Genomic DNA, 24,496 nt, shown 5'->3' on the forward strand with positions numbered 1-24,496 from the left:
TTAAATCCTGAAATTTAACCAAAGGTCTTGCTTCCTGAAGATTACTAGGTAGTTAGCCGGGAAAATCCGTATTGACGACTAACAATTTTTAAGCTACTCCCCTTCGAATAGTATAATTATACAGTAAAATAGGTTTAAGTTCAAGATAAATATTGTGAATAATATCCAAATCACAATATTTATTTGACAATGAATATTCTTTATTAGATAATCTAATAGAGAAGAATAATTATGTAAATAGTTAATTGGAGTGATTCAATATGGATAATAAAATATTGGTGATTGATGACGAGAAGGCAATTGCAGATATAATAAAATTCAACCTAGAAAAAGAAGGTTATAGTGTAGAGACAGCTTATGATGGCGAAGAAGGTGTGCAAGCTGTTAGTAGAGTTATTCCAGATTTGGTTATTTTAGATGTTATGATGCCTAAAAAAGATGGATTTCAAGTTCTAAGGGAGATTAGAATGTATCATAAATTTCCAGTTATAATGCTTACTGCTAAAGAGGAAGAGGTGGACAAGGTATTAGGCTTGGAACTTGGGGCAGATGACTATATTACAAAGCCCTTTAGTATGAGAGAGTTAATTGCAAGAGTAAAAGCCAACCTAAGAAGGGTTGATTTTTCTAATGTTTCTAGCTCAAATGATACGAGTGTTATGATTACTTCAGAGGATTTAATAATAGATTTAAATAAATATGAAGTTAAAAAAAATGGAAATATTGTAGAGCTTACACTTAGAGAATATGAATTACTTAAATTCTTAGCTTCTAGTTCTAACCAAGTGTTTTCCAGAGAACAATTGCTGGAAGAAGTATGGGGATATGAGTATTATGGAGATATTAGAACAGTGGATGTTACTGTTAGAAGGCTAAGAGAAAAAATAGAAGATAATAGTGGAGACTTTAAATATATTTTAACTAAAAGAGGTGTAGGCTATTACTTCAGGAGGGCGTAACTATGTTTGCTAGTATAAAGTGGAGGTTTATTGTAGTTTATTTTTTACTAGTGTTTATTGCCATGGTAATAGTAGGTATATTTATTATTGGAAGATTAGAAAGTCAACAAATAGCAAATATTACTAGTTCTATGGAGCAGAATATACAAACCATAATAGAGTCAATCTCTGAATTAGCGGAGGATGACTGGATGATTGTCCAAGAAGATATACAAGAAACTTTAAGCGCGTGGGGATTAGGTAGCAATGAAACTTTATATGTAATAAAAAATGATGATATTGCTACTGTTATAGCTTCATCATCAAAGAAAAATAAGAGAATTATTGGAGAAAGTGCTTTTACAAATGATAAATATATGGATTCAGAATTAATATTAGAAGCCTATAATGGAGAAAAGTCGAGTAAGGAGATAGAAGATCCAAATGAAAATACTGTAGCAAATCATATTGCTTACCCTGTTTTGACAGATGTAGGAAAGGTCAAAGGCATAATTTATATGGTTTCGGATCTTGAAAATGTATATGTAACAGTAAATGAATCTAAGAAGATATTAACAAATGCTACTATGATAGCTTTATTAATTACAGTGTTTTTAGGCTATTTAATTGCCTCAAGTATTACTGAGCCTATTAGGGATGTGACTAATAAGGCAGAAGAAATGGCTATGGGAAACTTCGAACAGTTTGTTGAGGTAAAATCTGATGATGAAATTGGGCAGCTGGCCAGTATGTTTAATCATCTGACATTAAAATTAAAAGATACAATACGAGAAATGGACGTAGAGAGATCTAAGCTAGATACAATATTTAACTATATGGCAGAAGGTGTTATAGCAGTAGATATTAGTGGAAATATAATACATGCAAATCCTATTGCTATAGAAATATTAGAATTAACTCAAGAAAAAAGCTTAGAACCTTATTCTATTTTTAGAGAAGCAATACCGTTAAAACTAATAAATCTTGATGATATTAATTATGATGATGAAGCTACTCTAGAAGGAGATAGAAACCTAGAGATTGATTCACATGTCTATAAGGTTAAGTATGCTCCCTTTAAAAATGAGAAAAATAATATCGGTGGACTTATAATAGTGTTTCAAGATATGACAAATGAGCATAAACTAGATAATATGAGGAAGGAATTTGTGGCAAATGTATCTCATGAATTAAAGACACCTATTACAACAATCAAGAGTTATACAGAAACATTGATGGATAATGGAATAGATGAGGAAATGGAACAGAGATTTTTAGCTGTAATAGATAATGAATGTGATAGGATGGCAAGACTTGTAAAAGACCTGTTGCAGCTTTCAAATTTAGATTATAAAAAGACTACTTGGAAAAAACAAGAAGTTTCTGCAAAAAAACTTTTAAAGGAAATATTATTAAAATTAGAATTTGCTTTTAAGGAAAAAAATCATAAAATAATAGTGGATGTTGAAGAGAATTTACCAAATATTGTAATAGATAAGGATGGTATAGAACAGGTTATACTAAATATAATTTCTAATGCCATAAAATATACGGAAAATGGAGGAGAAATTCAAATTTCTTCAAGATGCTTGGATGATGCTATAAGTATAAAGGTAAAAGATAATGGTATAGGTATCCCAGAAGAGGATCGACAAAGGATATTTGAAAGATTTTATAGAGTAGAAAAAGGTAGAAGCAGAGAATCAGGAGGTACTGGGCTTGGGCTCTCCATTGCAAAACAAATAATAGAGGCTCATAATGGTGAAATACTCTTAGATAGCTGTTTTGGAGAGGGTACTACCGTTGAAATAAAAATACCATATGAAAAAGTGTAATTCAATCTTAATTATGTTGTAACAATTTTGTAATATATTTACTATATAATACTAATTAAAGTAAATAGTAAAGGAGGATATAAAATGTGGAAGAAGATATTGGCTAGTTTATTTATTAGTGCTAGTTTGTTTGCTATTAGTTCAACAGTTCATTCAGCAGCATTAACAAATACAACGAATGCAACCAAAACAGAGCAGACAACTAAAACAGATCAAACAACCAAAACGGAACAAACAACTAAAACAGATCAAACAACTAAAACAGAACAGACAACTAAAACAGACCAAACAACCAAAACAGACCAAACAGGCAAAACTGAGCCAAAAGTTGATATATCTAAATATCAAGTAATTAATCCTGAAAAAAATGCTTATTCTACAGAGGATAAGGTTGCTTTTATAAATGGGAAAGCTCCTTCAGGGACTTCTATTGTAATTCAGGTATATGGTACTACAAGAAAAAACTTTGATTTACTTACATTACCTACTGAAGATGACTATATAGAAATACTTTCTGAAACTGTAAAGTCAGGCAATCTAGGATTTTTTGATAAGCAACTTGAATTAGTAGCAGGAATTAATAAAATAGTTATTGATTTTGGTGTAGAAGAGGTACCAACTGTTGAAATAATAGTATATTTAAAGACTCCAGATTCCGGAAATAGTACAAAAGAAGTAAAAATTACAGATATAATACAGAAATTAAAATAATGCTTACCTATGATATTGGAGATGGTTAAAATGAGAGAAAGGATTAAGACTTTTCTATTGATATCATTAGTAGGTATTAGTTTGTTATTTACCAAAAGGCTATGGATAGAATTACCTAATGAAATGCTAGGTGTATTTAGTAGAAGAAATGAAACATATAAGACATCATATTTATTATCAGATATGATAATTCCTAATAAATACTTGGTAAATTTTAGTGATAAAAATCACACCATTTTCTATGATGATTCTAAACATGGGTTATGGACAAACTCCAGAAAAATCTTAAATGGTATCTTAAGGTTAAAAGATGTTAAAGTTGTAGAATTACCAAACGATGAGTTTCTAACATATAATGGGAAAAGGTCTATAAGTTTTTATTTTCCTAATAAAATAAATACTTATATATTGGCTAAAGCCTTAGATGTTAAGGAGCCTAATCTTATTGTAGATACTATACCTAATATAAACAATATCTATGTTTATCTAGGTGAGGGTGATTCTTTTTTTGTATTTTCTGATGGAGAAAAACATATAGCTATATATGATGAATCTATTGATGTAGCTAGTCTTACGCAACAAGTTTCTATGATAGAAGAATCGGGAAATTATAATTTCTATCATTCCATGAGGGATTATTATAGACTTGATAATGATATTTATGTAACTAATAATGATATGAAAAATCCATTGCCTACAGTATATGTAGAAAATGAGATAAGAAATTTGGATGAAAAAGAAAAGGAGAAGTTGGCAGAAAAATTTTTAAATATAGGTATTGATTATATTGGCGAAATAGGTGAGAATAACGGTTCGACGATCTATCGATATAATCAAAGAGTTCTAAAGTTAAATGTAAATGGTACTTTAGAGTATTTTCATCCTTTAGAGCAAGCTGTAAAGAAGAGGAATCTATATCAAAGCTTAATCACTGCGGCTGAATTCATATCTAAAAGTGCAGGAGTACAAAAGGGAATGTATTTAGCTAAGGTAGAGGAAATTAAAATAGATGATAGCTTTGGGTATAATTTAACATTTAGATATAGAGTTAGAGGAATACCTATAATTCTTGGGAATGAAATGGTAGATTTTGTTCAGATAGAAGTCTTCAATGACCATGTAAGATCTTATAAACATTTTATTAGAAAAGATATGAATAAATCGGTAGATAAAGATATAAATAAACCAGTAGATAATATTCCATCGGGGGGCAAGATGTTATCTTCTTTTGATGTAATAGATAGGAATATAGATTTTATAGTCCAAAAATACTTAGAAGAAAATAATATCAGTTTAGAAAATCAAGAAGATCTAGATATAAAAGAAAAAGTTTTATCCTCATCCTTTATACAAGACATTACTTTATCATATTTTGATCCATGTCTAAAGGATATAGAAGATGAGCTGATTGGTGTATGGGTTATAAAAACCAATAAAGGACTTTATGCCTTTGATATCTATAATGGATCTTTAGTATATGAAAAAAATTAAGGAGTATCGGATGGTGAATTAAATGGACTGGTCAAAGGCAAAAACCATCTTAATAGTTGCATTCTTAATAACCAATATATTATTGGGTGTTGTTCTATTTTTAAGTGGAAGACAAGTAGAAACAGCGACAAAAGAGGGATTTATTGAAGATGTAACTAAACTTCTAAATAATAAAAATATTCTTATAGATACGGAAATATCTAGGGAAATTCCTAGTTTAAATACTTTAATAGTAGAATATGAAATCTTAGATCTATATGAAATAAATAAGAATTATTTCAATGGGGAAGGGAAAATCGAGTCAACAGATCAAGGCAGCAAAGGAATTATATATAATAATGAATATGTATTAATTGAAAATAGGAAAAAATTAACTTATGAAAATAATAATGAAGAAGAAAAATATACAAATTTAAATGAAGAACAAGCTAAGACAATTGCTTTAGAATTTTTACAGGATAAAAATTATGATACTTCGGATATGTTATTATATTATGCAAAAGAGCAAGATAATAGCTATCGTCTAGAATTCTCAAAAATATATAATAGTAGATACGTAGAACGAGCAAATACTATTGTAGAAGTAGATAAAAGAGGGGTCAAAAAACTAGAGCGGATTTGGTTAAGGCTTTAGATGAAGGTGAGACGCCATATATATTAGTACAGCTCCAAAGGCTATTCTTAGCTTGCTAAGTATGGAAGAAGTATATGGAAAGACTATAAAAGATATATCCTTATGTTATTACTTTGACCCTATAGAACAGGATTATTTGAAAGAATATAAAAATCCTAAAAAAGGAAAAGCTAATCCAGCTTGGAGAGTTTTATTTGATGATGGATATAAGGTAATAATAGATAACTACAATAGATAACTATCAAAAGAAGAATTTCTAATTCTTCTTTTTTAATGTATATAGATTATAATATAAAAAAGGCTGTTAATGAAGTACTAATATATTAAAGATAAATATTTAAAAATGAGAATTTTTGAATGGTTATAAGAATTATAATACAAAATGGGGGAGACTATTATGGAGATTAAATTTTGTTCCTTGTCTAGTGGAAGCTCTGGGAACTGTCAATATATTGAAACTAAGAATACAAGAATATTAATAGATGGAGGATTTTCTGGAAAAAGAATGGAAGCTCTACTATCATCTATAGGAGTATGTCCCAGCACTTTGGATGGAATATTGGTGACTCATGAACATATAGACCATGTCAAGGGGGTAGGTGTTTTCTCAAGGAGATATGATTTGCCTATATATGCAAATGGAAATACTTGGCTAGGGATGGAAAGAATGATTGGCAAGATACAAGAAAAGAATATAAAGGTTTTTATTTCTGAGGAATATTTGGATATTAAGGATATTACAGTCTATCCTATTAATATATCTCATGATGCTTTGGAACCAGTCGGGTACATATTTTTTTATAATAAAATTAAAATTAGTATTATAACGGATACAGGTTGGGTAAATGATAATATGAAAACTAAAATTAAAGATTCTAATCTTTATTTGATGGAATCAAATCATGATATAACTATGTTGAAAGAAGGCAGCTACCCTTGGCCATTGAAACAAAGAATACTCAGTACAAAAGGACACCTATCAAATGATGATGCAGGAAGAGTTTTAGGAGAAGTTATATCAGGCAATGGAGAAATAGTCTTATTAGGACATTTGAGCCAAGATAATAATACTCCAGATCTTGCTCATAAAACTGTAAAAAGTTTATTATTAAATCAAGGTATAGATACAAGCAAAGATATTACATTGGATTTAACATATAGAGATAAGGTAACAAAAGTTTATAATCTATAATTATGGAGGGATCGAAATGAGTGATTATAACTATTATAGCTATAATAAACCACCTAAGAAAAGAAGCTTTTTTTCATACTTTATAGTAGGGTTAATAGGAGCTATTATAGGTGGAGTTTTGAGTGTCTATGTGGCACCTACTTATTTATATGGTAAAATATTGCCTATGCCAGAAATATTTGTAAGACGGGAAACAGGACCTATTAATGAAATTAATATTACACCAACTGAAGATATTTCCACGGTGACTGCTGTGGCTAAAAAAACCATAGGCTCAGTAGTAGGTATAACTACAGTTCAAGAAATTAGGGAATTCTTTTGGGCAAGAGATGCAGAAGGAGTAGGATCTGGAGTAATAATCGACTCAGATGGATATATTTTAACTAACTCCCATGTTATAGGAGATGGTAATGCAAAGAGTATAACTGTACTTATTGAAAATAGAGATAAAATGCCTGGTAAGGTTCTATGGTATGACGCAGCACTTGACTTGGCAATAGTAAAAGTAGATGCCAGAGACCTCCCAGTAGCAGATCTGGGAGATTCAGATTTACTTGAAGTAGGTCAATTAGCAATTGCAATAGGTAATCCTTTGGGCCTTGATTTTCAAAGGTCTGTAACTTCAGGTGTAATCTCAGGACTCCATCGTTCTATTAGGGTAGATCAATATAATGTAATAGAGGATTTAATACAAACTGACGCATCTATAAATCCTGGAAATAGCGGAGGACCACTTTTAAACAGCTATGGTGAGGTAATTGGTTTAAATACAGCGAAGATTCAAACTGGAGAAGGATTAGGTTTTGCTATTCCAATAAATCTTGTTAAATCAATTGCAGAAGAAGTAATTAAAGAGGGTAGTTTTAGCAATGTGTATATTGGATTTGAAGGTACAGAAGTAAATAAATATGAAAGATACTTTGGGATAGACCTAAGAGTAGATAGTGGAGTTGTGATTGTTGAAGTACTACCAAATTCTCCAGCAGCAGATGCTAACTTGAAAACTCTTGATATAATAACTAAGGTAGATGATGAAAAGATTGAAACCATGACTCAGCTGAGAAAGGTATTATATAAATATAGAATTGGAGATAAGGCAAATTTAATAATAATTAGAGATGGTCAAGAAATGAAGACAGAAATTACATTTACAAAATTTTAATATACTTGGGGAGGAAGACAATGCGAATTTTATTAACAAATGACGATGGAATAATGGCAGAAGGCATATATACTTTGGCTAAAGAATTAGAAAAGGATCATGAAGTTATTATAGTGGCACCTGAGATTCAAAGATCAGCACAGAGCCATGCAATTACATTATTTCAACCTTTAGTAGTTAAAGAAGTACAGTTAGAAGGATTGAAATCTAAAGCCTATAGTATATCGGGAACACCAGCCGATTGTGTTAGAGCTGGATTAGAGATTTTAACAGATGGACCAATAGACATGGTTTTTTCAGGTATAAACATAGGGCTAAACTCAGGTATGGATATATTATATTCTGGTACAGTATCTGCTGCTATTGAAGCCAATATTTATAAAATACCATCTATAGCAGTATCGGCTGAATTAGTAGACGGGAATGCAAAATTTGATATAGCGGCTAAATATGCAAAAAAAACATTAGAAGATTCCAAAGATAAATTGAGTAAATCCAATTTAGTTTTAAATATAAATACTCCATATAAAGAGGAAGACGATATATTGGGAATAAAGGTTTGTAAAATTGGGGGCGTAATTTACGATTATTATTTTATGGATCATAATGAAAAAGGAGAGAAGATTCTAAAGCTAAAGGGTAGAAGGGAAACAGAAATAGAAGAAGATACAGACAGATACTATTTACAACAAGGGTATGTAACAGTAACTCCTCTTCACTATGATTTAACTAATTTTAAATTATTAGAAGAAGTAAAGGGCTGGATATAAAGCTGAATATTTAGTATAATTTTGGGTAGTAATTAAATATTACTTTAACAGAGGAAAGGGTGTTAATATGTTTAAAATTAGAAGCAAGGAAGAGGTATTGAAAGAATATGTAAATCGTTACCCTGAATTAGATCAATTTATAATTGATGAGTTATCTAGGGAATATGATAGGTACATAGATTTGCTAAAAAACCTAGAAACAAGAGAAGAAGCATTAGAGATATTTGAAGAAGAGATAGAGAAAAATGAAAGAAGATATCAAGACAACGCTCAAATGAAAGCTTTAGAAGGTTCAACCCATGATCAATTTATGGAAATACTTGCAAATTATGGGATGATAGTATTTTTTAGAGATAACATGTTAGAGTAACATCAATTGACGATTAACAAAGGACAATGAACAATTTAGGACATTAAAACTTCTGAAATGTGGAAACTTTAAATTAATTTTAGATAATAAAAAAGGATTAAAGGGCTGTATATAAAAGTATACAGCCCTTTAATATTTATTTGAATAAATGGAATTCTAGATATACAAAGATGAAAGTTTTAGATAATTTATGATAAAATAAAAATAAATAAAAATATATTTGAAATGAAAGTAGGGTTGCTATGAATATTAGAATTGTTGCAGTAGGAAAGATAAAAGAAAAATATATACAAGAAGGCATTAAAGAATTCACAAAGAGATTATCAAGGTATTGCTCTTTGGATATTATAGAGATAGATGATGAAAAAGCACCAGAGAATTTATCTGAAAAGGAAATGGAAATAGTGAAGACTAAGGAAGGAGAAAGGATATTAGGAAAGATTCCTCAAAATTCTTTTGTTATTGTCTTAGCCATAGAAGGCAAGCAACTATCATCGGAGGAGCTATCTGAGAAGATGGCAGATCTAATGATAAATGGAATAAATGATATTACCTTTGTTATAGGAGGATCTCTAGGATTATCTATAGATGTGATGAATAGGAGCAATTTTAAGCTATCCTTCTCAAAGATGACATTTCCTCATCAATTAATGAGGCTTATATTGCTTGAACAGATATATAGAGGATGGAGGATAATGAAAGGTGAACCGTACCATAAGTGACTGCGGTTTTTTGGTAATTGTGTAGGCGAGATTCTATACAAGCTATATTTATAGTCTTCAAATCTTGTGGAGTGAATTTTAGTTAGTTTTACGTAAATTTAATTAGATGTAAATATTGTGCAAGCATAACTATTTGAGACTTATATAGTTTCAAGTGGTTTTATTAGTCATCTATCTATTTCTGGTATTGGGGAGTCTATTCGACGGTGAAGATGGCATTGTGACGGCTAATTATGATAACTGCATCATGAGTGGAGGCTTGTGATAAGTAATTTGTAAAACTGTGAATAGAGGATTGAAATCTTTTTTAAACTGGATGCTGTTATTTTAGAAATTTGATTTGTAGTTATCATTATTACTGTAAAATTATATTATAAAATGTTATAAAAAGCACTAGATCTTAGTAGTGAAATATGTTATAATTAGTAATGTTTAATGAGAGGTGAATGAAAATGAAATTAATAGATATAACAAATGAGTTTGACAATAATGATCAGATTATTTATTCACATGGCGATTGTTGTGAAATTCTCCGTAAGGTACCAGATAATTCAATAAAATTGATTATTACATCACCACCATATAATATTGGAAAAGAATATGAGACAAAAGAATCAATAGAAGTATATTTACAAACGCAAACTGAAATAATAGAAGAAATTATAAGAGTGCTATCACATGATGGTAGTATATGCTGGCAGGTTGGAAATTATATAGATGATTATGAAGTCTATCCACTTGATATTTTCTATTATGAAATTTTTAAAAAATTTGGACTAAAGTTAAGAAATCGAATTATTTGGCATTTTGGGCATGGATTACATACACAAACAAGATTCTCTGGAAGATATGAAACAATTCTTTGGTTTACAAAATCAGATGAATATACTTTTAACTTAGATGATGTTAGAGTACCTCAAAAGTATCCTGGGAAAAGACATTATAAAGGAAAAGATAAGGGTAAACCTTCTGGCAATCCATTAGGTAAAAATCCTTCAGATATATGGGAGTTTCTATATAATGAATGGGATTCAGGATTATGGGATATTCCAAATGTCAAAGCAAATCATATTGAAAAGACGCAACACCCATGTCAGTTTCCAGTAGAACTGGTTGAGAGATGTGTTTTAGCATTAACTAATGAAGAGGATTGGATATTAGATCCATTCGCTGGGGTGGCTTCGACGATTATTGCTGGAATAAAGAATAATAGACGAAGTTTTGGAATTGAAAAAGAACGAGAATATATTGATATTGGTATTGAAAGAATTAAGGATTTTTTAAATGGTGAATTAAAGATTAGACCTTTAGGAAGAAATGTATATAAACCAACAGGAAAAGAAACAGTTGCTCAAATACCAGAAGAATGGTTGAAATAAGTCCCATATCTTGAGGGACTTATTTATTATATTCATCTCCAATATAAATCTTTACTGACCCCCATTCACCTGATCCCATGTTTTTAGGGATATTCTTTTGGAGTTCATCAGGTTTTAGTATAATTAACTTAGGTTCGGATTTATTATTTAAGAACCATATATGGAAAATATAATTTTCAGAAGATATTGCAGTATTCCATTCGTTATTAGAAATGTGAATTTCCTTTGATGAATTAGAACAAGTTTTAACTTCAATTAATTGAGACAATCTATTTTCACGAGATATACATGATAATAAATCATAGCCACAGATATTTGTTTCTATGGACATCCATTTCGGTAAATGACCTGTTCGATTAAATTCATATTCTATTGATAGTTTTTCTCCAATACGACCTATCTTTAATAATTCATCATCATAAAAACCCTTAATAATACTTGATAATTTATCCCACCATTCAATAGTATCTTCGGAATAGTTATCTACTAAATTAGCCTCTTCAAAACATTGTTTTACATCAATAGGCATAAAATGAAGTGCTTCTTTTCTGCCGTATGGAATAGACATTGCCCATGATGGTCTAAAGTAGCAAACTAAATCAATCAATTGAAGTCGGAGTTTATCTACAGTACTACTTGCCTGTAAAATTTCAAATCCTCTTTTAGTTAGTCTTATATTCATATTAGATATTGTTATCCAACTACATTTAAGTGAAACATCAAAGATATCTTTTGAATTTGCAACAATATATTTTTTATATGATTTTAGAAAAGAAATATCATTGATTATATCTTTATTAATTTCATCTAAGAGATTATGTGAAGAGTAAAGTACTCCAACTGAAAATAACATCAATATTCACCACCTTGTTGTGTAAGATGATTTATATAGTCTATTATATCATCTTCTGATATATCATTGATATTTTCAACTTCTTCATCAAAGTATTCATATTCCTTTTGAATTGAATCATCATTTAATATAACTTCCATATCTTGTATCTTGCTAAAAAGTCTATTATGAACTATTTCATCAATACTATCTCGACAAGCAACAATTTCTATCTCACTTATAACATTTTCTGGAAGACCTAGTCTGTGAATTCGATCCATGGATTGTAAAAATTGAGCTGCATTATAGTTTCTATCTAGATATATTGCATGATTACATACTTTATGGAGACTAATCCCTTCGCTGGCTGCGGCTGGATTAGCTACAAGAACAAAGCAATTTTCTTCTTTATTATGAAATCTTCTAATTTTAGCTTCTCTAGTTTCAGGATCGTTCTCATCTCCTGATTCAACTTGACCATGTATATATTCTGCGCCTAAATCAGATAATCGTTCTGCGATCAATTCAACATTATTGACAAAGCTTGACCATATAACAACTCTTTTACCATCGTGGGCTAGTTCTCTAGCTCTTTTACATACATATTTTATTTTTGGGCTATCACCTTCACGAATTACATCTTTAAGAATATTATGATATGAAAAATCAGAATTAGCTAATAATCTAGGGTTTGAAGTTATTTGAATCATCCTAAGTACACTTTTTCCTATATTTCTAAGAATTGTTCTATCCCGTGATTTTAAATATTTGTTAGCAATTCTAGCTTGTTCACTGCATAGTAATTGATATAACTTACGTTGATTTGGATTCATTTCAACATAGTGGATCGAAAATTTACGATTTTTATCTAAGTTCAATTCTTTTTTTGTAGTTCTAACATATATTGGTTTTATCTTATTGGCAATATCATCACCAGTACAATGGATTTCTGGATATAAAAAGTTAAATTGTGAAATTAAATCATCAACCCTATTAGGCATAGGAGTACCAGACATTATTAATTTTTGTTTTGGCAAGTGAGATAGACTAAGAATAGAACCTCCTATTATTCCTGAAGACCCTTGCTTAATTCTATGACTTTCATCTAAGAACATAAATACATCGTTTTCTATTAAGTATTCTGAAATTAAATTAAGAACATTAGGGAGCTGTTGATACGTAATGATTGAATATTTTGGTTTGTTTTTTAATAGTAGTTGAATATTATTATATCCACCTGCCAATCTGATAACTTCCTCTTGTGAATATAGACATTCTTTTATTTCATCATCCCAAGCTATAAATGCATTTTTAGGTGCTACAACAAGTAATTTTGTTTCAGGTGTACTAGTTAAAGTGAAGTATGCCAATGCTTCAGTTGTTTTACCTGCTCCAGGAACTGAAAAAGTTGCTGCAGCAGGAAGCATTGACATTTTTGTAACATTTCTTAATTGTTGATCAGTCAATGTTCGCTTAAATCCTTTGTTTTTTAGTTTGTAGCTTATGTCATCTTCTGCTAAAGGGGTACTCAATAACGCTAGTTTATATTGAGATTCAAATCTAGCACTTTCCTTTAGCAAAGATATGACTTTATCTGAAAGAATAGGTTGTAAATTATGTTTTATAAATAGAAATTTGAGATCTGATTTTAAAGAAATAAATTTCCACCAAGGAATAGTTAGTGAATCATATCTAACTTGTGATCCACCATATGCTCTCTCTTCGCATAATCGTTGGATTTCCAGCCAGGATATTTCAACATTATCAACACTTAAAGATGCCAAATTATCTTTTTCAATATAATTAATGAATAATTTCATTGTTTACTTTCTCCCTTAACTGTTGAATTAAATTAGTTATTTGATTTAACTGTTCAATTATTCCTGTTGTGTCACTTTGGTCATCGAATACATTTAGGGCATCGACTAGATCACTATGAGCTTTTTGGATAAATTTTAATGCAGCTTTTGAATTTGCTTTTTCCTTTTTCAATATTTCTTGGCGTTCAATTGTATCTTTAATAATATTTAAGACTTTTTCCTTGTTCTCAGGATTACCTATAGCTTGTGATAATTTAATTATATTATTATTTGTTGTCTCAGTTGTACCAAATAAATCTAAAACTTCGGACTCCATTTCCATCTCTACATTACTTATTTCTTCCTGTAGTTCGGCTTCAAAAGTTTCAATTAAAGGCAAGAAGTGCTCAGAGATTTTATTAATAACATTATAAATTCTACCTGAATCTAATAAATTATTTGTTTGATTATCATGTAATACGATATAGTTAATATCTTTTAAAATATTTTTATAAGCTTCACTCTTATTGTTATGGCGTTTTCTACTATCTACTATTGCTTCGAAGGCAAACTTTGTATTTTCCGTCACAAGATTATATTGTTTTGGTTTACCTATACTTAATAAATATTCTTCCGCATATGTTAACATATCTATTCTTGCATTAATTTCATTTTTGTTTTTATCATACATTTTTGAAATTTCATCGATGGTATATCCATGTTCTTGCATTCTCTTTCTATACATGAAACCTTCGCTAACCCAGTCATAATCTTGCTTAATATCTTTTTTAATTTGAAGATCTGCTTCAAGTTCGTCTTTATCTTTTTCACTACAAGGCGGTAATATAAGTACATCAATATGACTAAACCTTGAATATTCCTGACTATCTAATAAATATAGTTCTCTCATTGCACAAAGACGTCTATTTCCATTAATTACGAATCCATCTTGATCTATTATCAATGGACGATCCTGAGACTCTTTTTTGAAAAAGTTAATTAAATCGTTTTCAACCATTCCTTTTAAAATATTATGTTGTATTAAGTGTTTTTCAATAGATTCAAAATCAGTTTCAAAATAATTGGATGACAAACTAGGATTTTTAGCTATATGAACTTGTTGCAATGCCTGTGTTCTTCCATTACTAAGCCTATATTTAGGCATTTCTAATGGTATAGTATAAACTTTAAAAGTGTTTATCCTATTTTGAAACTTTAGTGGATATTCGTATGAAGGCTTGCTATTTGAAGATTGAAGTTCATTAATTAACTGCTTTCTTACTGGGTAAGGTGATCCTATTATATCTTTAATTAACATAGTAAATCCCTCCTATTCAATGCTAATTAATATCAGTGGAATTGTAATTGTATGCTTGAAAATATCAATCTCTTCTGAAACTCTATCACAGTTTACAACATTATTACCTAGTTTTAAAGATGATTTTTTTGACGGTAAAATAATAATCCCGCAGTGAATTCTATCTTTTTTAAATAATGTTTCTAATTTAAGAATATCAGCATAATATCGACTAATATTTCCAGTTTGGACGCATAATCCGATTTTTGACTTTGAAGCAGTAATGGAAATTTTTGATCTTTCATGAACTTTTGAATTAAGAGCCCAACCATTAATAGAAAGATATGAATCAATTATATTTCGTATATCAGAAGATGAATGAATATTGTAATCTAATTCTGATGATTGCAAGTGATCAATTAAGCTATTGACAATGCTTTCGGGTACTGAATATTCTCCGAAGTTTTTTGAGATGATTTTTGTTTTCATAATAATAACTCCTTTCAAAGGCTTCACATTTTTTTCATGAACGGCAACTTAAAAAAATATCATTATATTTATAGAAAGTATTTAAAATATTTGCCTTCTTCATCAGTAATCATTTCCCTGAGTATTAATCTAGAATCGAATAGCCTTTTAAGTCTATTGCTAGATCCATTTATGGGAACATTTAGAATATCCGACAAGTCTCTTGCGGTAAGAGGAGAATTTAATTTTATCAATTCCAAAGTTTCGAATAAGTTTGATTCTAAATCCCCAATTAGACTATATATGCCATTATTAATTTCAAGAACCTGTACATCGAATTTTGTATTGCCTTGGATTTTTTCTTTTTTATTACGAAGAAGAAAAGCTGCATATATATTATCACGAATATCTGAACATAAATCACTTAAGATAATTTGAATATCTAGATTATTTGATTTTATAAACTGTATTGTATTAATAAGAACTTCATCAATGAAAGATATATCACAAAGTAAAATATCTTTAAAACTAATAATATAGTGAGCTGGAGCTGAAATTGTACAGTTCATAATGATTTCTTGTATTTTAAGAGAAACCCTCTTTCCATTTGGTCGAAAAGAGAGTATTTCAGTATCATCAATACCTATTTCTTCTGACAGAACCTTCAAACTAATAAATTCTTTTTTAAAATCCATCAAATCACCACCTTTCACTAAAATCTAATGAACTCATATATAGAATACTATTGATTTGGTTAAGTGTCAAGTGTTATAAATAAGAATTTCAAATTGTGTTCCTGGAAGGAATTTATTTGTTTTGCTAGAGATAATATCATCTGTAATAGTAACAGTAACTGTACCTGAATGAATGGTAAAAGAACCTTTAAAAAGTTTCATAGTATTTTTTATAGAACCAAAACCCAATCCTCCAGATTGATCAAGTCGCCCAGTTTTTCCATCTATTAATGCTGTCTGTATATAAATTAAATCATCATCTGGTATGATGGGATAATTTAGGCGCATATGATTTTTTATACCACATCCAAAATCACCAACTGAAATGCGGATTTTATCAACTCTAGAAGTTTTACGAATATTATCTTTTACTATAGTATTTTCCATTAGAAAAAAAGTTTCACCAAACTCGTTTATGGGATCGCTATGTTCAATGCAATTACCTGTTAGTTCTAGTATCATCGTACATACACGACTAATATTCTTCTTTTTAGTAATATCAAATGCAGCATCAAAAAAATTCCTTATGTATTTTATTAATTCAACTTGATGTTTTTGACAATTCAAATGAAAAAGTCTTGCTAAATTTATATTTTCATAATAATATATATCAATATAATTATTCGCAAATTCCTTTGTATTTATATAAATCGAATTCAATGACTGTATATTTAGACGAGAAAGATACTCAAATAACGAAAAACTTAGACTATTTAGTTGTAATGGGTGTCCTGTTTTATTAAGCACTAATTTAGATAAACCTATCAAATTAAGTACACCAGTTGAATGAAGATAATTTAGCTTATCAAGCTCAAAGACTATGATCGAAGAAGAATTAGTTTTTGAATCTAGCTCGCATAATATATTATCCACTGATTTTGATGTATTTAATTCTTGTACATAAATTTCCACTCTATTATTCAATGATATCATCTCCAAATAAATTATAACTACTATTATATAGATAGTTATAGTTGTTGTCATCATTATCATATAAAATTTGAAGTTGGATTTTGTATATATAAAAAGCTATATAGGTTTTTTAATAAAAAGAAATGATTTCAACAATACCAGAATACATAGTTTAAGGAAACTATCATGTACATTTGGAAGCGAAAATATTGCATATGAAACTGTAGTAATAAAAAAAATAAACATATATAATAATTTTGGTAATAAGAACTTCAATAGATAAAAGATATATTAAGTATATCACTTTTGAATGAGTTTTCATCTATAGCAGTAGCAGAAAAAAACTATGATAATAATAAAAACCTCAGTTCCACCGATATAGTGAATCTTTATTTGAAGGTTAATACAAAGAGCTTTATATAAATAGAGGAATATGAGAAAGGGAGAATAGAATTCCATCCACTGTCACTACAAGTGAGGCAAAGATGAAAATTAAAAAGATTGTATGAAGAAAATAAATAGCCTAGGAAAGTAATGGTATAGAGATTACTTCCTAGGCTATTTCTAATTTTGAAAGGAGAGAAGAAAAATGATAAAGATAGCTCATGTAAAGGAAATAGAAAATCTAAACTTACCAAAAGAAGTAATAGAGGTTATCAAAGAAGTTGTAATTATTCTTGATGTAGAGTATGGAGAAAAAAGGAATGTAAATGGCGAAAATGGAGGATATATTTTAGTAATTCAAGATAGAGAAGAATTACCTAAATTACAAGAAATATATCTAAATATAAATGATGTAATACCAGAATATGTCGATAAGATTAATTGTAGTAACGGTGATATATGGATAAGTACTCTAATCTTAATGCACAATGATTTTGGAATATTACTAACAATGCCTGTATCAATTGCACCAGAAAATTTAATAAAAGAAATAACCAATTAATGAGGCCTAAGAAAGAAAACAAATCTTTCTTAGGCTTATATATTTTGGAATTTTACAAGAGATTATTCAATGAATTTTACAGAAGATAAATCAACATGAAAAAGTTAATATTTTCCTATAGAAGGGAGTGATTGAAATAGAAAATATAAAGCCTGAATACTTAAATGGAATTTATAAGGATATTGCACATGAATTAGGAATGGACATAGCTTTAATGATATTCAATCACTATAAAGGATTACAGATTACATTTCCTACGAGGTTTCTATCATCAGAGTATGTAAAATGGCAGGTTTGTCATGAGTATGACGGAAATAATATCAAAAATCTCGCTATTAAGTATGACTATTCGGAGAGATGGATTAGAAATATGATAGTACAAGGTAGAGAATAGGGAGGTGGAATAATAGATTGATTGATATTAAAAAGTAACAATATTAAGGTACAGCTTAAAAGGTTTAATAGGATTTAATATTAATAATAAAAGGAGGATATATAATGGGAAAGTTTTACTTAAATGATAATTACACAAGTGAGGAAGTTTTGGAAATAGTTAAGAAAGAACTTAAAAATCCAAAGGTAATAAGAATAGAAAAAAACATGAATTCATTTGATATAATAACAAACTGGGGTAAATTTAGCGTTATAGTACAACAAAATACATTAGAAATAAAACAAGGTTGGAATAAAGAAAAATTTCCTATAATCATAGGGATGATTGTTGCAGGGTTTATATTCTGGATACCTTTTATAGGATTAATGGTGTTAGTTTACTTAGAGTATAAGAATTGTAAAGAGTTTGAAGGACAAATTATGAGCATATTAAATAAAGGAAAAAATGTATCTATGAACATGTAGATGAATGAAAATATGTAGGGGTGATAGTGGTGGTTAATAAAAAAACAATTATTTTGGTATTAATAACTATACTAAGTTTGAATATGGTAGGATGTACGAAAAATGACAATTTATTAGATGGTATTAATAATGAAATAGGTGGAATATCAGAAATGGAAGATGATGAGGAGATAGTTTCTATTAAGGCAGATGAATATTATGAAGAGTTTGAGGATTATTCAGAAGAAGAATTTGATATATTAGCCAGTGGTTATGTATTTCAGGAAGGACAGACATTAAAGCCAATATTTATGGATAAAAATCTTTATCTTTCAAATAGTCCTTTTGAATATGGGACTCAATTAGATGATATATTAAGAAACCCAGAACAATATAAAGGTCACTATTTATATTTAAAAGGAAGTGTTCAGCAAATAATTGCTGAAGAAGGAAATCAATCAGCACTTTTGGTAGAAATAGGAGATAGTTATATAGTGTTAAGATATACTAGGAATGGAACTGCTCCTAGAATACTTGAGGATGACTCTTTGTTGTTCTATATCTCAATAGATGGATTAACTACCTTAACAAACTCACTAGGACAGCCCTCAAGCTTCTTAATGGCTGATGTAGTAAACTTATATTCTATTAACTATAGTCTAAGTCTAATCTCAGGTGTAGTGGATTATGAATATCAAAAGCTCTATACAGTTGGCTATAGCACAGCCTTGGATATATATAATCTAGCCACGGGAGAAGTGGATACTATAGAGATAGAAGACAGCAGGGATGTGAGAATAGAAGATGACAATATAGTTGTGAGTGCATTTGGTACTAAATATTTGGTTAATCGTGAAACCGGTGAATTAAAGGAGACGAATAATTAGCTAACCTACAAAAATTAATAAAGTAAATATAACCCCCTAATCTCAAAACTAATAGATGAGATTAGGGGGTTTTTTGTGTCTAAATCCAAATATTGAAAGGGGAAAATATGAGAATGTTAGAGGATGAAAGAACAAAGTGTCATGTAATAATTCATATGGCATCACTAGCAACAGCAGGGATTGGTGGTGGATTAGCTCAAATACCAACATCAGATAATATAGCAATAATACCTATACAAGTAGCCATGATAATAGCCTTAGGTTCTGTATTTAATATAACTATAGATGAAAGTACAGCCAAAGCTACACTTGCAACTACTACGGCAACAATAACTGGGAGAAGTATATCACAAGTGTTAGTTGGATGGATTCCAGCTATTGGGAATGTATTCAATGCCATAACAGCAGGAGCTTTAACAGAAAGCATAGGATGGACAATAGCAAATGATTTTAATACAAGGTCTAAATTGAGAACACCCTTGAATGGGAAAATTAAGGAGAGATTATAGATGAAGAAACATCAATCTAAGAGAGTAGATATAATAAGTATCAAAATGGTAAAGGAAAAATCCATCTTATATAAGGAGAGAAAAATAACATCTCCAATAAATATAGTAGAATTAATGAAAGACTTTATAGAAGATAGTGATAGAGAGAAGTTTATAGTAATCTATCTAAATACAAAGAATGAACCTATAGCAATACATACAGTAAGTATAGGTTCTCTTAATGCTTCCATTGTTCATCCAAGAGAAGTAATGAAAGGTGCAATTCTTAGTAATTCTAGTGGAATGATATTGGTACACAATCATCCATCAGGAGATACAAGGCCAAGCAATGAAGATAAATCCATAACAGATAGATTAAAAAATGCTGGTGAACTACTGGGAATAAAGGTTCTGGATCATATAATAATAGGATATGATGGAGCTTACTATAGTTTCAAAGAAAATGAACTAATCTAAGTGATATGAGAACATAGAAGGAGATACTTAGGAATAGAAGAACCAATAGCCTTATCCAATTACAAATGATTCTAATATGTGAGTGTATGATGAAGGAAATTGTATAGTTATGAAATCTGTTTTAACAAATACTATTTTACACAAATTAACATAGATTTATATTAATTTTAGTAGGGCTATAATTGATAGCCCTACTTTAGACTAAGTTTCGAGAGTGAACGGAGAACTCTATGGAACATCTTTAACCATGGCAGATAGCATTTTGTGCAGTTTCTTAGCTTTGAGCTTACTTTTGAAATATACAATTACACAACCCTTTCCACAAGTAACTCCACTTTTAATGTTAGTATATTCCATATCAAGATAAAGATTAATAAGTTCAGCGATGGAATTTTCTAAACCTTCTTTTGGGAAAATATATAATCTAGAAAATTGGATAGAATTCTTAAGGGTAGATTCATCTTCAGGAGGATGTTCGATGGAGAAGCTAGGACTAGTATAGTAAATAACTTTTTTTAATATATCTTTGATTTGATTAAGTTTGTTTTCTTCTCCTTCTACATAATATTTTTCGTAGGGATGTTTTACATATCCTAAGTCCTTCATGTTTTTGCTAACCCAACTTTGTGAGCTACTACAACCAACCTTTTCTAATTCTTCTACAAGCTGTTGATGACTATAAATACGTTTTTTCTTTAATATAGATTTAGCCTTCTTGATTCTTTCCTCAGAATAAGATACGTCGTCCATGTTTTAACCTCCTAAAAATTAATAAAAAAAGATAATTAAAGAATATGGTGAAATAGGCACTACCAGGATTAGCATTGATTGCTTTTTTAGGATGGGTGCCGCATAAAAATGATAAGGAATAATCATTCCTAAATAGCAATAATTAGGAATAAAAATATAGGAAATATTACAATAGCTAGTTTGACTATACCATAGAAAGGTTGTATTATCAAGGCATAGAAGAGAATGAAACAATATTTTTTTAAAATAATTATAGAATAAAGTTCAAAATAAAGTTGGGTCTTCTATAGAAAATTATAAGGAGGAATAAAAATGTATTTTGGTGAAGTTAGTTATTTGATAGGTGTAGAGGTTAGAACTTTTAATCATGATGCTAATTTTAAATTAGCGTGTGAGATTAGAGACGTGCTGGAGGAAATTGGTGATGTTACGGAGGTGAGGGTTTCAGAAAGACTGACAGCATCAATTCAATGTATGGTGGTGCCTGCATTAATTGATGATAGGTTATCCTATGCGGAAGAGGAGTTGTATGAGAAGGTTATCGAAAAATTGAAGTATATAAATGTAGTCGATAAGGAAATAAATTTCCTAAAATGCCCAGATTATTCTAAATATCGAGTGTACAAGGAAAAAGAAGAAGATTATATTACGGTGGAGCGAGAATAGTAGATACTTTGGCTGTGGCTACAGTACTCAACCATCTAGGATTATTTAATTATAAAAGGTTAATCATTAAACAGGAGGTGTTTAAATTAGGAATGGGAAAACAGCAAAAAATTAATCAGAAAGCTAAATATTATATTGAGAAACTTGGAATTCCAATTATACCAGTATGCCTCCATAATCATGAGGGGGTATACGATGACCATAAAATTAAGTGTAAGAATCCTGGAAAAGTACTGTTAATAAAAAATTGGACTCAAAAAGGAGTTACTATTCTAGAGGGTTTTGATGAATAAAATGAAAGCTTTGAATGAAAGATTTAAAGATAGAGGTGTGATATGAAAGATAGACAGAGTGGGAAGATAGGAGAACTAAATGATTTTATAGAAGAAGCCAAAGTTGAGGCTTCTTCTAAGAAAAATACATTTATTGGAGAAGAAAAAACAAAAGATAAAGCAAATAAGAAAGGTATTATAATTCCATATCCAGAAGTAGGAGTAGAAAATGGTCATGTAGGAATATACGTAAATAATAAAGAAACTAAAGGCATGGTATTTAAGCCATTAGGTAGACAAATAAAACTGTTATCAATCAATACAGTTCTAGAAACTGGAGAGATTATTTATGAAATTGAATTTGAGACATTAAATAGAAAAGTAACAATGAACTTAAAAAGAAGTGAATTGAATAAAAAAAAGATACAAATCTTAGCTGCATATGGTGCTGATGTATTTGATCATAATGATACTGTAATGATTAAACATTTGTTGAATCAAGAAAATGAATCAACCACATCAATGATACACCAAGAGTTAGGCTGGGATAAAGTAAATGGTCAAGATATATTTAAGCATGAAAATGCAGTGGGAATATCCTCTTCTTATAGGGGTGAACTATATATAAATAAGAATGGAACTTTAGAAGAATGGAAAAGAATGATAGAGGATGAAGTTAAGGGTAACACTTATCTAGAAGCAATGATACCTATAGGATTATCAGCTTTAGTAATAGGTTATATAGGTAAAGAAATTAGTCTTGACTCTCTCTTTATTCACATAGTAGGTAACAGTACACAAGGAAAAACAACTGCTGGTCAACTGGCAATATCTACAACAGGATATCCAGATACGAAGGAAAATGGACTAATGGGTACTTGGAGTGGAACTGTAAACGCACTGATAGGAACACTCAGAGGTAATAATGGGTTGCCGGTGTTACTTGACGAGTCATCAGTAAGCAGTATCAAAGACTTCAGTAGCATGATCTACACGTTGGCTCAGGGTAGGGAAAAAAGAAGAATGGATAAAGAGGGGGAACTAAAAGAAGCTAAAACATGGCAAACTACGATAATATCTACAGGTGAAAATTCGCTAACATCAAAGTCAAATCAAAATATTGGAGTTCGAATGAGGATTTCTGAATTTAGCAATATTCCATGGACTAAGAATGCTAGTAATGCTAAAAATATTAAAGAAGGCGTACTTAGAAATTATGGGCATCTTGCACCTTTATTAGCTAAAAAGATGATAAAATTAGGTAAAAAAAAGATAGTAGAAATGTTTAAGGTGTGGGAAGGAAGATGCCTAAGTAATATGGATGATTCAGACCATTTTGCTCCAAGAATAGCGACAAAACTAGGAGTAATAATGACATCCGCAGAGTTAATAGAAGAAGAATTAAAATTAGGATTAGATACAGAAGCAATTATGGAATTTATAATAAACAATGAAAAAAATATGGAAGAAAGAAATTTATATAAGAAAGCCTATGAACATTTATTAGAACAAGTAGAGATTCATAAGAATAAATTTATAATTAAAAATAAAGAAACTAAATATGAATTGCCACAAGCAAGTTACGAATTATGGGGGAAAATTGAATATAAAAAAACTAATGGAAAGACAAACGAAGAAAAAATTATAATTATTGTACCTTCAAAATTTAATGAAATAATGAATAGTGGAAACTTCAGTGATCCCAAAATCGTATTAAGGAAATGGAAAGAAGACGGGCTACTAGATTGTGAGAAGGATAGGCTTACAAGAAATAGGAAACTAGACGACACAGGTAACTCCATAAATGTATATGCAATACGAGTCATGGAAGATAGTGAAGGAAAAGAGAGTGCAAAAGAAGACGAAAAATGCAGATAACTGAAGAAAGTCTGAGTGATATTTTGACGGTATAAGATATTGGTGAAAA

The 24,496-nt window shown here is 29.8% G+C and carries 28 protein-coding genes; 21 read left to right on the forward strand and 7 right to left on the reverse strand.

The window, feature by feature from the left end:
- Positions 1-260 precede the first annotated feature (260 nt).
- The 12 genes from yycF to CIW83_RS18110 all read left to right on the forward strand — a co-directional run bounded on the left by yycF (position 261) and on the right by CIW83_RS18110 (position 11,204).
- The gene (gene yycF / locus CIW83_RS18060; protein ID WP_094903808.1) at positions 261-959 is read left to right on the forward strand and encodes a response regulator YycF; all 699 of its coding nucleotides are present in this window, start codon (positions 261-263) and stop codon (positions 957-959) included.
- Between the two features lie 2 nt (positions 960-961).
- Positions 962-2,773 (forward strand): ATP-binding protein, encoded by a 1,812-nt coding sequence (locus tag CIW83_RS18065; RefSeq protein ID WP_094903810.1) that lies wholly within the window; start codon positions 962-964, stop codon positions 2,771-2,773.
- A gap of 84 nt (positions 2,774-2,857) precedes the next feature.
- Positions 2,858-3,484: a hypothetical protein gene (locus CIW83_RS18070; protein WP_094903812.1), complete on the forward strand. Its 627-nt coding sequence runs from the start codon at positions 2,858-2,860 to the stop codon at positions 3,482-3,484.
- A gap of 30 nt (positions 3,485-3,514) precedes the next feature.
- On the forward strand, positions 3,515-4,975 hold the full coding sequence (gene yycH, locus CIW83_RS18075) for a two-component system activity regulator YycH (protein ID WP_094903814.1): 1,461 nt from the start codon (positions 3,515-3,517) through the stop codon (positions 4,973-4,975).
- A gap of 22 nt (positions 4,976-4,997) precedes the next feature.
- On the forward strand, positions 4,998-5,609 hold the full coding sequence (locus CIW83_RS18080; RefSeq protein ID WP_094903816.1) for a YcdB/YcdC domain-containing protein: 612 nt from the start codon (positions 4,998-5,000) through the stop codon (positions 5,607-5,609).
- Between the two features lie 61 nt (positions 5,610-5,670).
- A complete protein-coding gene (locus CIW83_RS22365; protein ID WP_158220170.1) occupies positions 5,671-5,847 on the forward strand; it encodes a hypothetical protein in 177 nt (58 codons plus the stop codon).
- A 159-nt stretch (positions 5,848-6,006) separates the two neighbouring features.
- On the forward strand, positions 6,007-6,801 hold the full coding sequence (locus CIW83_RS18085; RefSeq protein WP_094903818.1) for an MBL fold metallo-hydrolase: 795 nt from the start codon (positions 6,007-6,009) through the stop codon (positions 6,799-6,801).
- A 16-nt stretch (positions 6,802-6,817) separates the two neighbouring features.
- Positions 6,818-7,963, forward strand: a complete 1,146-nt coding sequence (locus CIW83_RS18090; protein ID WP_094903820.1) for a S1C family serine protease — start codon at positions 6,818-6,820, stop codon at positions 7,961-7,963.
- Positions 7,964-7,983: 20 nt separating this feature from the next.
- The gene (gene surE, locus CIW83_RS18095; RefSeq protein ID WP_094903822.1) at positions 7,984-8,733 is read left to right on the forward strand and encodes a 5'/3'-nucleotidase SurE; all 750 of its coding nucleotides are present in this window, start codon (positions 7,984-7,986) and stop codon (positions 8,731-8,733) included.
- A gap of 67 nt (positions 8,734-8,800) precedes the next feature.
- Entirely contained in the window at positions 8,801-9,103 is a 303-nt protein-coding gene (locus CIW83_RS18100; protein WP_094903824.1) for a hypothetical protein, read from the forward strand.
- 242 nt (positions 9,104-9,345) lie between these two features.
- A complete protein-coding gene (rlmH, locus tag CIW83_RS18105; protein WP_094903826.1) occupies positions 9,346-9,825 on the forward strand; it encodes a 23S rRNA (pseudouridine(1915)-N(3))-methyltransferase RlmH in 480 nt (159 codons plus the stop codon).
- Positions 9,826-10,277: 452 nt separating this feature from the next.
- Positions 10,278-11,204: a site-specific DNA-methyltransferase gene (locus tag CIW83_RS18110; RefSeq protein ID WP_201260024.1), complete on the forward strand. Its 927-nt coding sequence runs from the start codon at positions 10,278-10,280 to the stop codon at positions 11,202-11,204.
- 19 nt (positions 11,205-11,223) lie between these two features.
- Here the strand turns inward: CIW83_RS18110 and CIW83_RS18115 are convergent, their stop codons facing one another.
- The 6 genes from CIW83_RS18115 to CIW83_RS18140 form a co-directional block, all read right to left on the reverse strand.
- Entirely contained in the window at positions 11,224-12,057 is an 834-nt protein-coding gene (locus CIW83_RS18115) for a DUF3883 domain-containing protein (protein ID WP_094903830.1), read from the reverse strand.
- Positions 12,057-13,856, reverse strand: a complete 1,800-nt coding sequence (locus tag CIW83_RS18120) for a DEAD/DEAH box helicase (RefSeq protein WP_094903832.1) — start codon at positions 13,854-13,856, stop codon at positions 12,057-12,059. The genes CIW83_RS18115 and CIW83_RS18120 overlap by 1 nt, the downstream gene beginning before the upstream one ends.
- Positions 13,840-15,153, reverse strand: coding sequence for a hypothetical protein (locus CIW83_RS18125; protein ID WP_094903834.1), 1,314 nt, complete (start codon positions 15,151-15,153; stop codon positions 13,840-13,842). Before CIW83_RS18125 ends, CIW83_RS18120 begins: the two co-directional genes overlap by 17 nt.
- Positions 15,154-15,165: 12 nt before the next feature.
- A complete protein-coding gene (locus tag CIW83_RS18130) occupies positions 15,166-15,621 on the reverse strand; it encodes a BglII/BstYI family type II restriction endonuclease (protein WP_094903836.1) in 456 nt (151 codons plus the stop codon).
- A gap of 68 nt (positions 15,622-15,689) precedes the next feature.
- Complete coding sequence (locus CIW83_RS18135; protein ID WP_094903838.1) at positions 15,690-16,295, reverse strand: hypothetical protein; 606 nt, start codon at positions 16,293-16,295, stop codon at positions 15,690-15,692.
- A gap of 66 nt (positions 16,296-16,361) precedes the next feature.
- Positions 16,362-17,258, reverse strand: coding sequence for a hypothetical protein (locus tag CIW83_RS18140; RefSeq protein ID WP_094903840.1), 897 nt, complete (start codon positions 17,256-17,258; stop codon positions 16,362-16,364).
- A gap of 577 nt (positions 17,259-17,835) precedes the next feature.
- Between CIW83_RS18140 and CIW83_RS18145 the strand changes: the two genes are divergently transcribed.
- From CIW83_RS18145 to CIW83_RS18170, 6 genes are all read left to right on the forward strand, one after another.
- The gene (locus tag CIW83_RS18145) at positions 17,836-18,192 is read left to right on the forward strand and encodes a hypothetical protein (RefSeq protein WP_094903842.1); all 357 of its coding nucleotides are present in this window, start codon (positions 17,836-17,838) and stop codon (positions 18,190-18,192) included.
- Positions 18,193-18,319: 127 nt separating this feature from the next.
- Positions 18,320-18,586: a Mor transcription activator family protein gene (locus CIW83_RS18150; protein WP_201260025.1), complete on the forward strand. Its 267-nt coding sequence runs from the start codon at positions 18,320-18,322 to the stop codon at positions 18,584-18,586.
- A 104-nt stretch (positions 18,587-18,690) separates the two neighbouring features.
- Positions 18,691-19,050 carry a hypothetical protein gene (locus CIW83_RS18155; RefSeq protein ID WP_094903844.1) on the forward strand — a complete coding sequence of 120 codons (360 nt, stop codon included), beginning with the start codon at positions 18,691-18,693 and terminating at the stop codon, positions 19,048-19,050.
- Positions 19,051-19,079: 29 nt separating this feature from the next.
- Positions 19,080-19,916, forward strand: coding sequence for a hypothetical protein (locus CIW83_RS18160; RefSeq protein ID WP_094903846.1), 837 nt, complete (start codon positions 19,080-19,082; stop codon positions 19,914-19,916).
- A gap of 107 nt (positions 19,917-20,023) precedes the next feature.
- Complete coding sequence (locus CIW83_RS18165) at positions 20,024-20,425, forward strand: hypothetical protein (protein WP_201260026.1); 402 nt, start codon at positions 20,024-20,026, stop codon at positions 20,423-20,425.
- Positions 20,426-20,881, forward strand: a complete 456-nt coding sequence (locus tag CIW83_RS18170) for a RadC family protein (RefSeq protein WP_094903848.1) — start codon at positions 20,426-20,428, stop codon at positions 20,879-20,881.
- A gap of 228 nt (positions 20,882-21,109) precedes the next feature.
- On the opposite strand, the gene CIW83_RS18175 is transcribed toward CIW83_RS18170, so the two are convergent.
- On the reverse strand, positions 21,110-21,631 hold the full coding sequence (locus tag CIW83_RS18175) for a hypothetical protein (protein ID WP_094903850.1): 522 nt from the start codon (positions 21,629-21,631) through the stop codon (positions 21,110-21,112).
- A 312-nt stretch (positions 21,632-21,943) separates the two neighbouring features.
- On the opposite strand from CIW83_RS18175, the gene CIW83_RS18180 reads away from it, so the two are divergent.
- The 3 genes from CIW83_RS18180 (at position 21,944) to CIW83_RS18190 (ending at position 24,447) form a co-directional block, all read left to right on the forward strand.
- Positions 21,944-22,297, forward strand: a complete 354-nt coding sequence (locus CIW83_RS18180; RefSeq protein ID WP_094903852.1) for a hypothetical protein — start codon at positions 21,944-21,946, stop codon at positions 22,295-22,297.
- A gap of 92 nt (positions 22,298-22,389) precedes the next feature.
- Positions 22,390-22,590: a hypothetical protein gene (locus CIW83_RS18185; protein WP_094903854.1), complete on the forward strand. Its 201-nt coding sequence runs from the start codon at positions 22,390-22,392 to the stop codon at positions 22,588-22,590.
- Between the two features lie 42 nt (positions 22,591-22,632).
- The gene (locus tag CIW83_RS18190) at positions 22,633-24,447 is read left to right on the forward strand and encodes a DUF927 domain-containing protein (protein ID WP_094903856.1); all 1,815 of its coding nucleotides are present in this window, start codon (positions 22,633-22,635) and stop codon (positions 24,445-24,447) included.
- The last annotated feature ends 49 nt before the right edge of the window (positions 24,448-24,496 follow it).

It is taken from the genome of Tissierella sp. P1, assembly GCF_002266425.1.
GTDB classification, from domain to species: domain Bacteria; phylum Bacillota; class Clostridia; order Tissierellales; family Tissierellaceae; genus Tissierella; species Tissierella carlieri.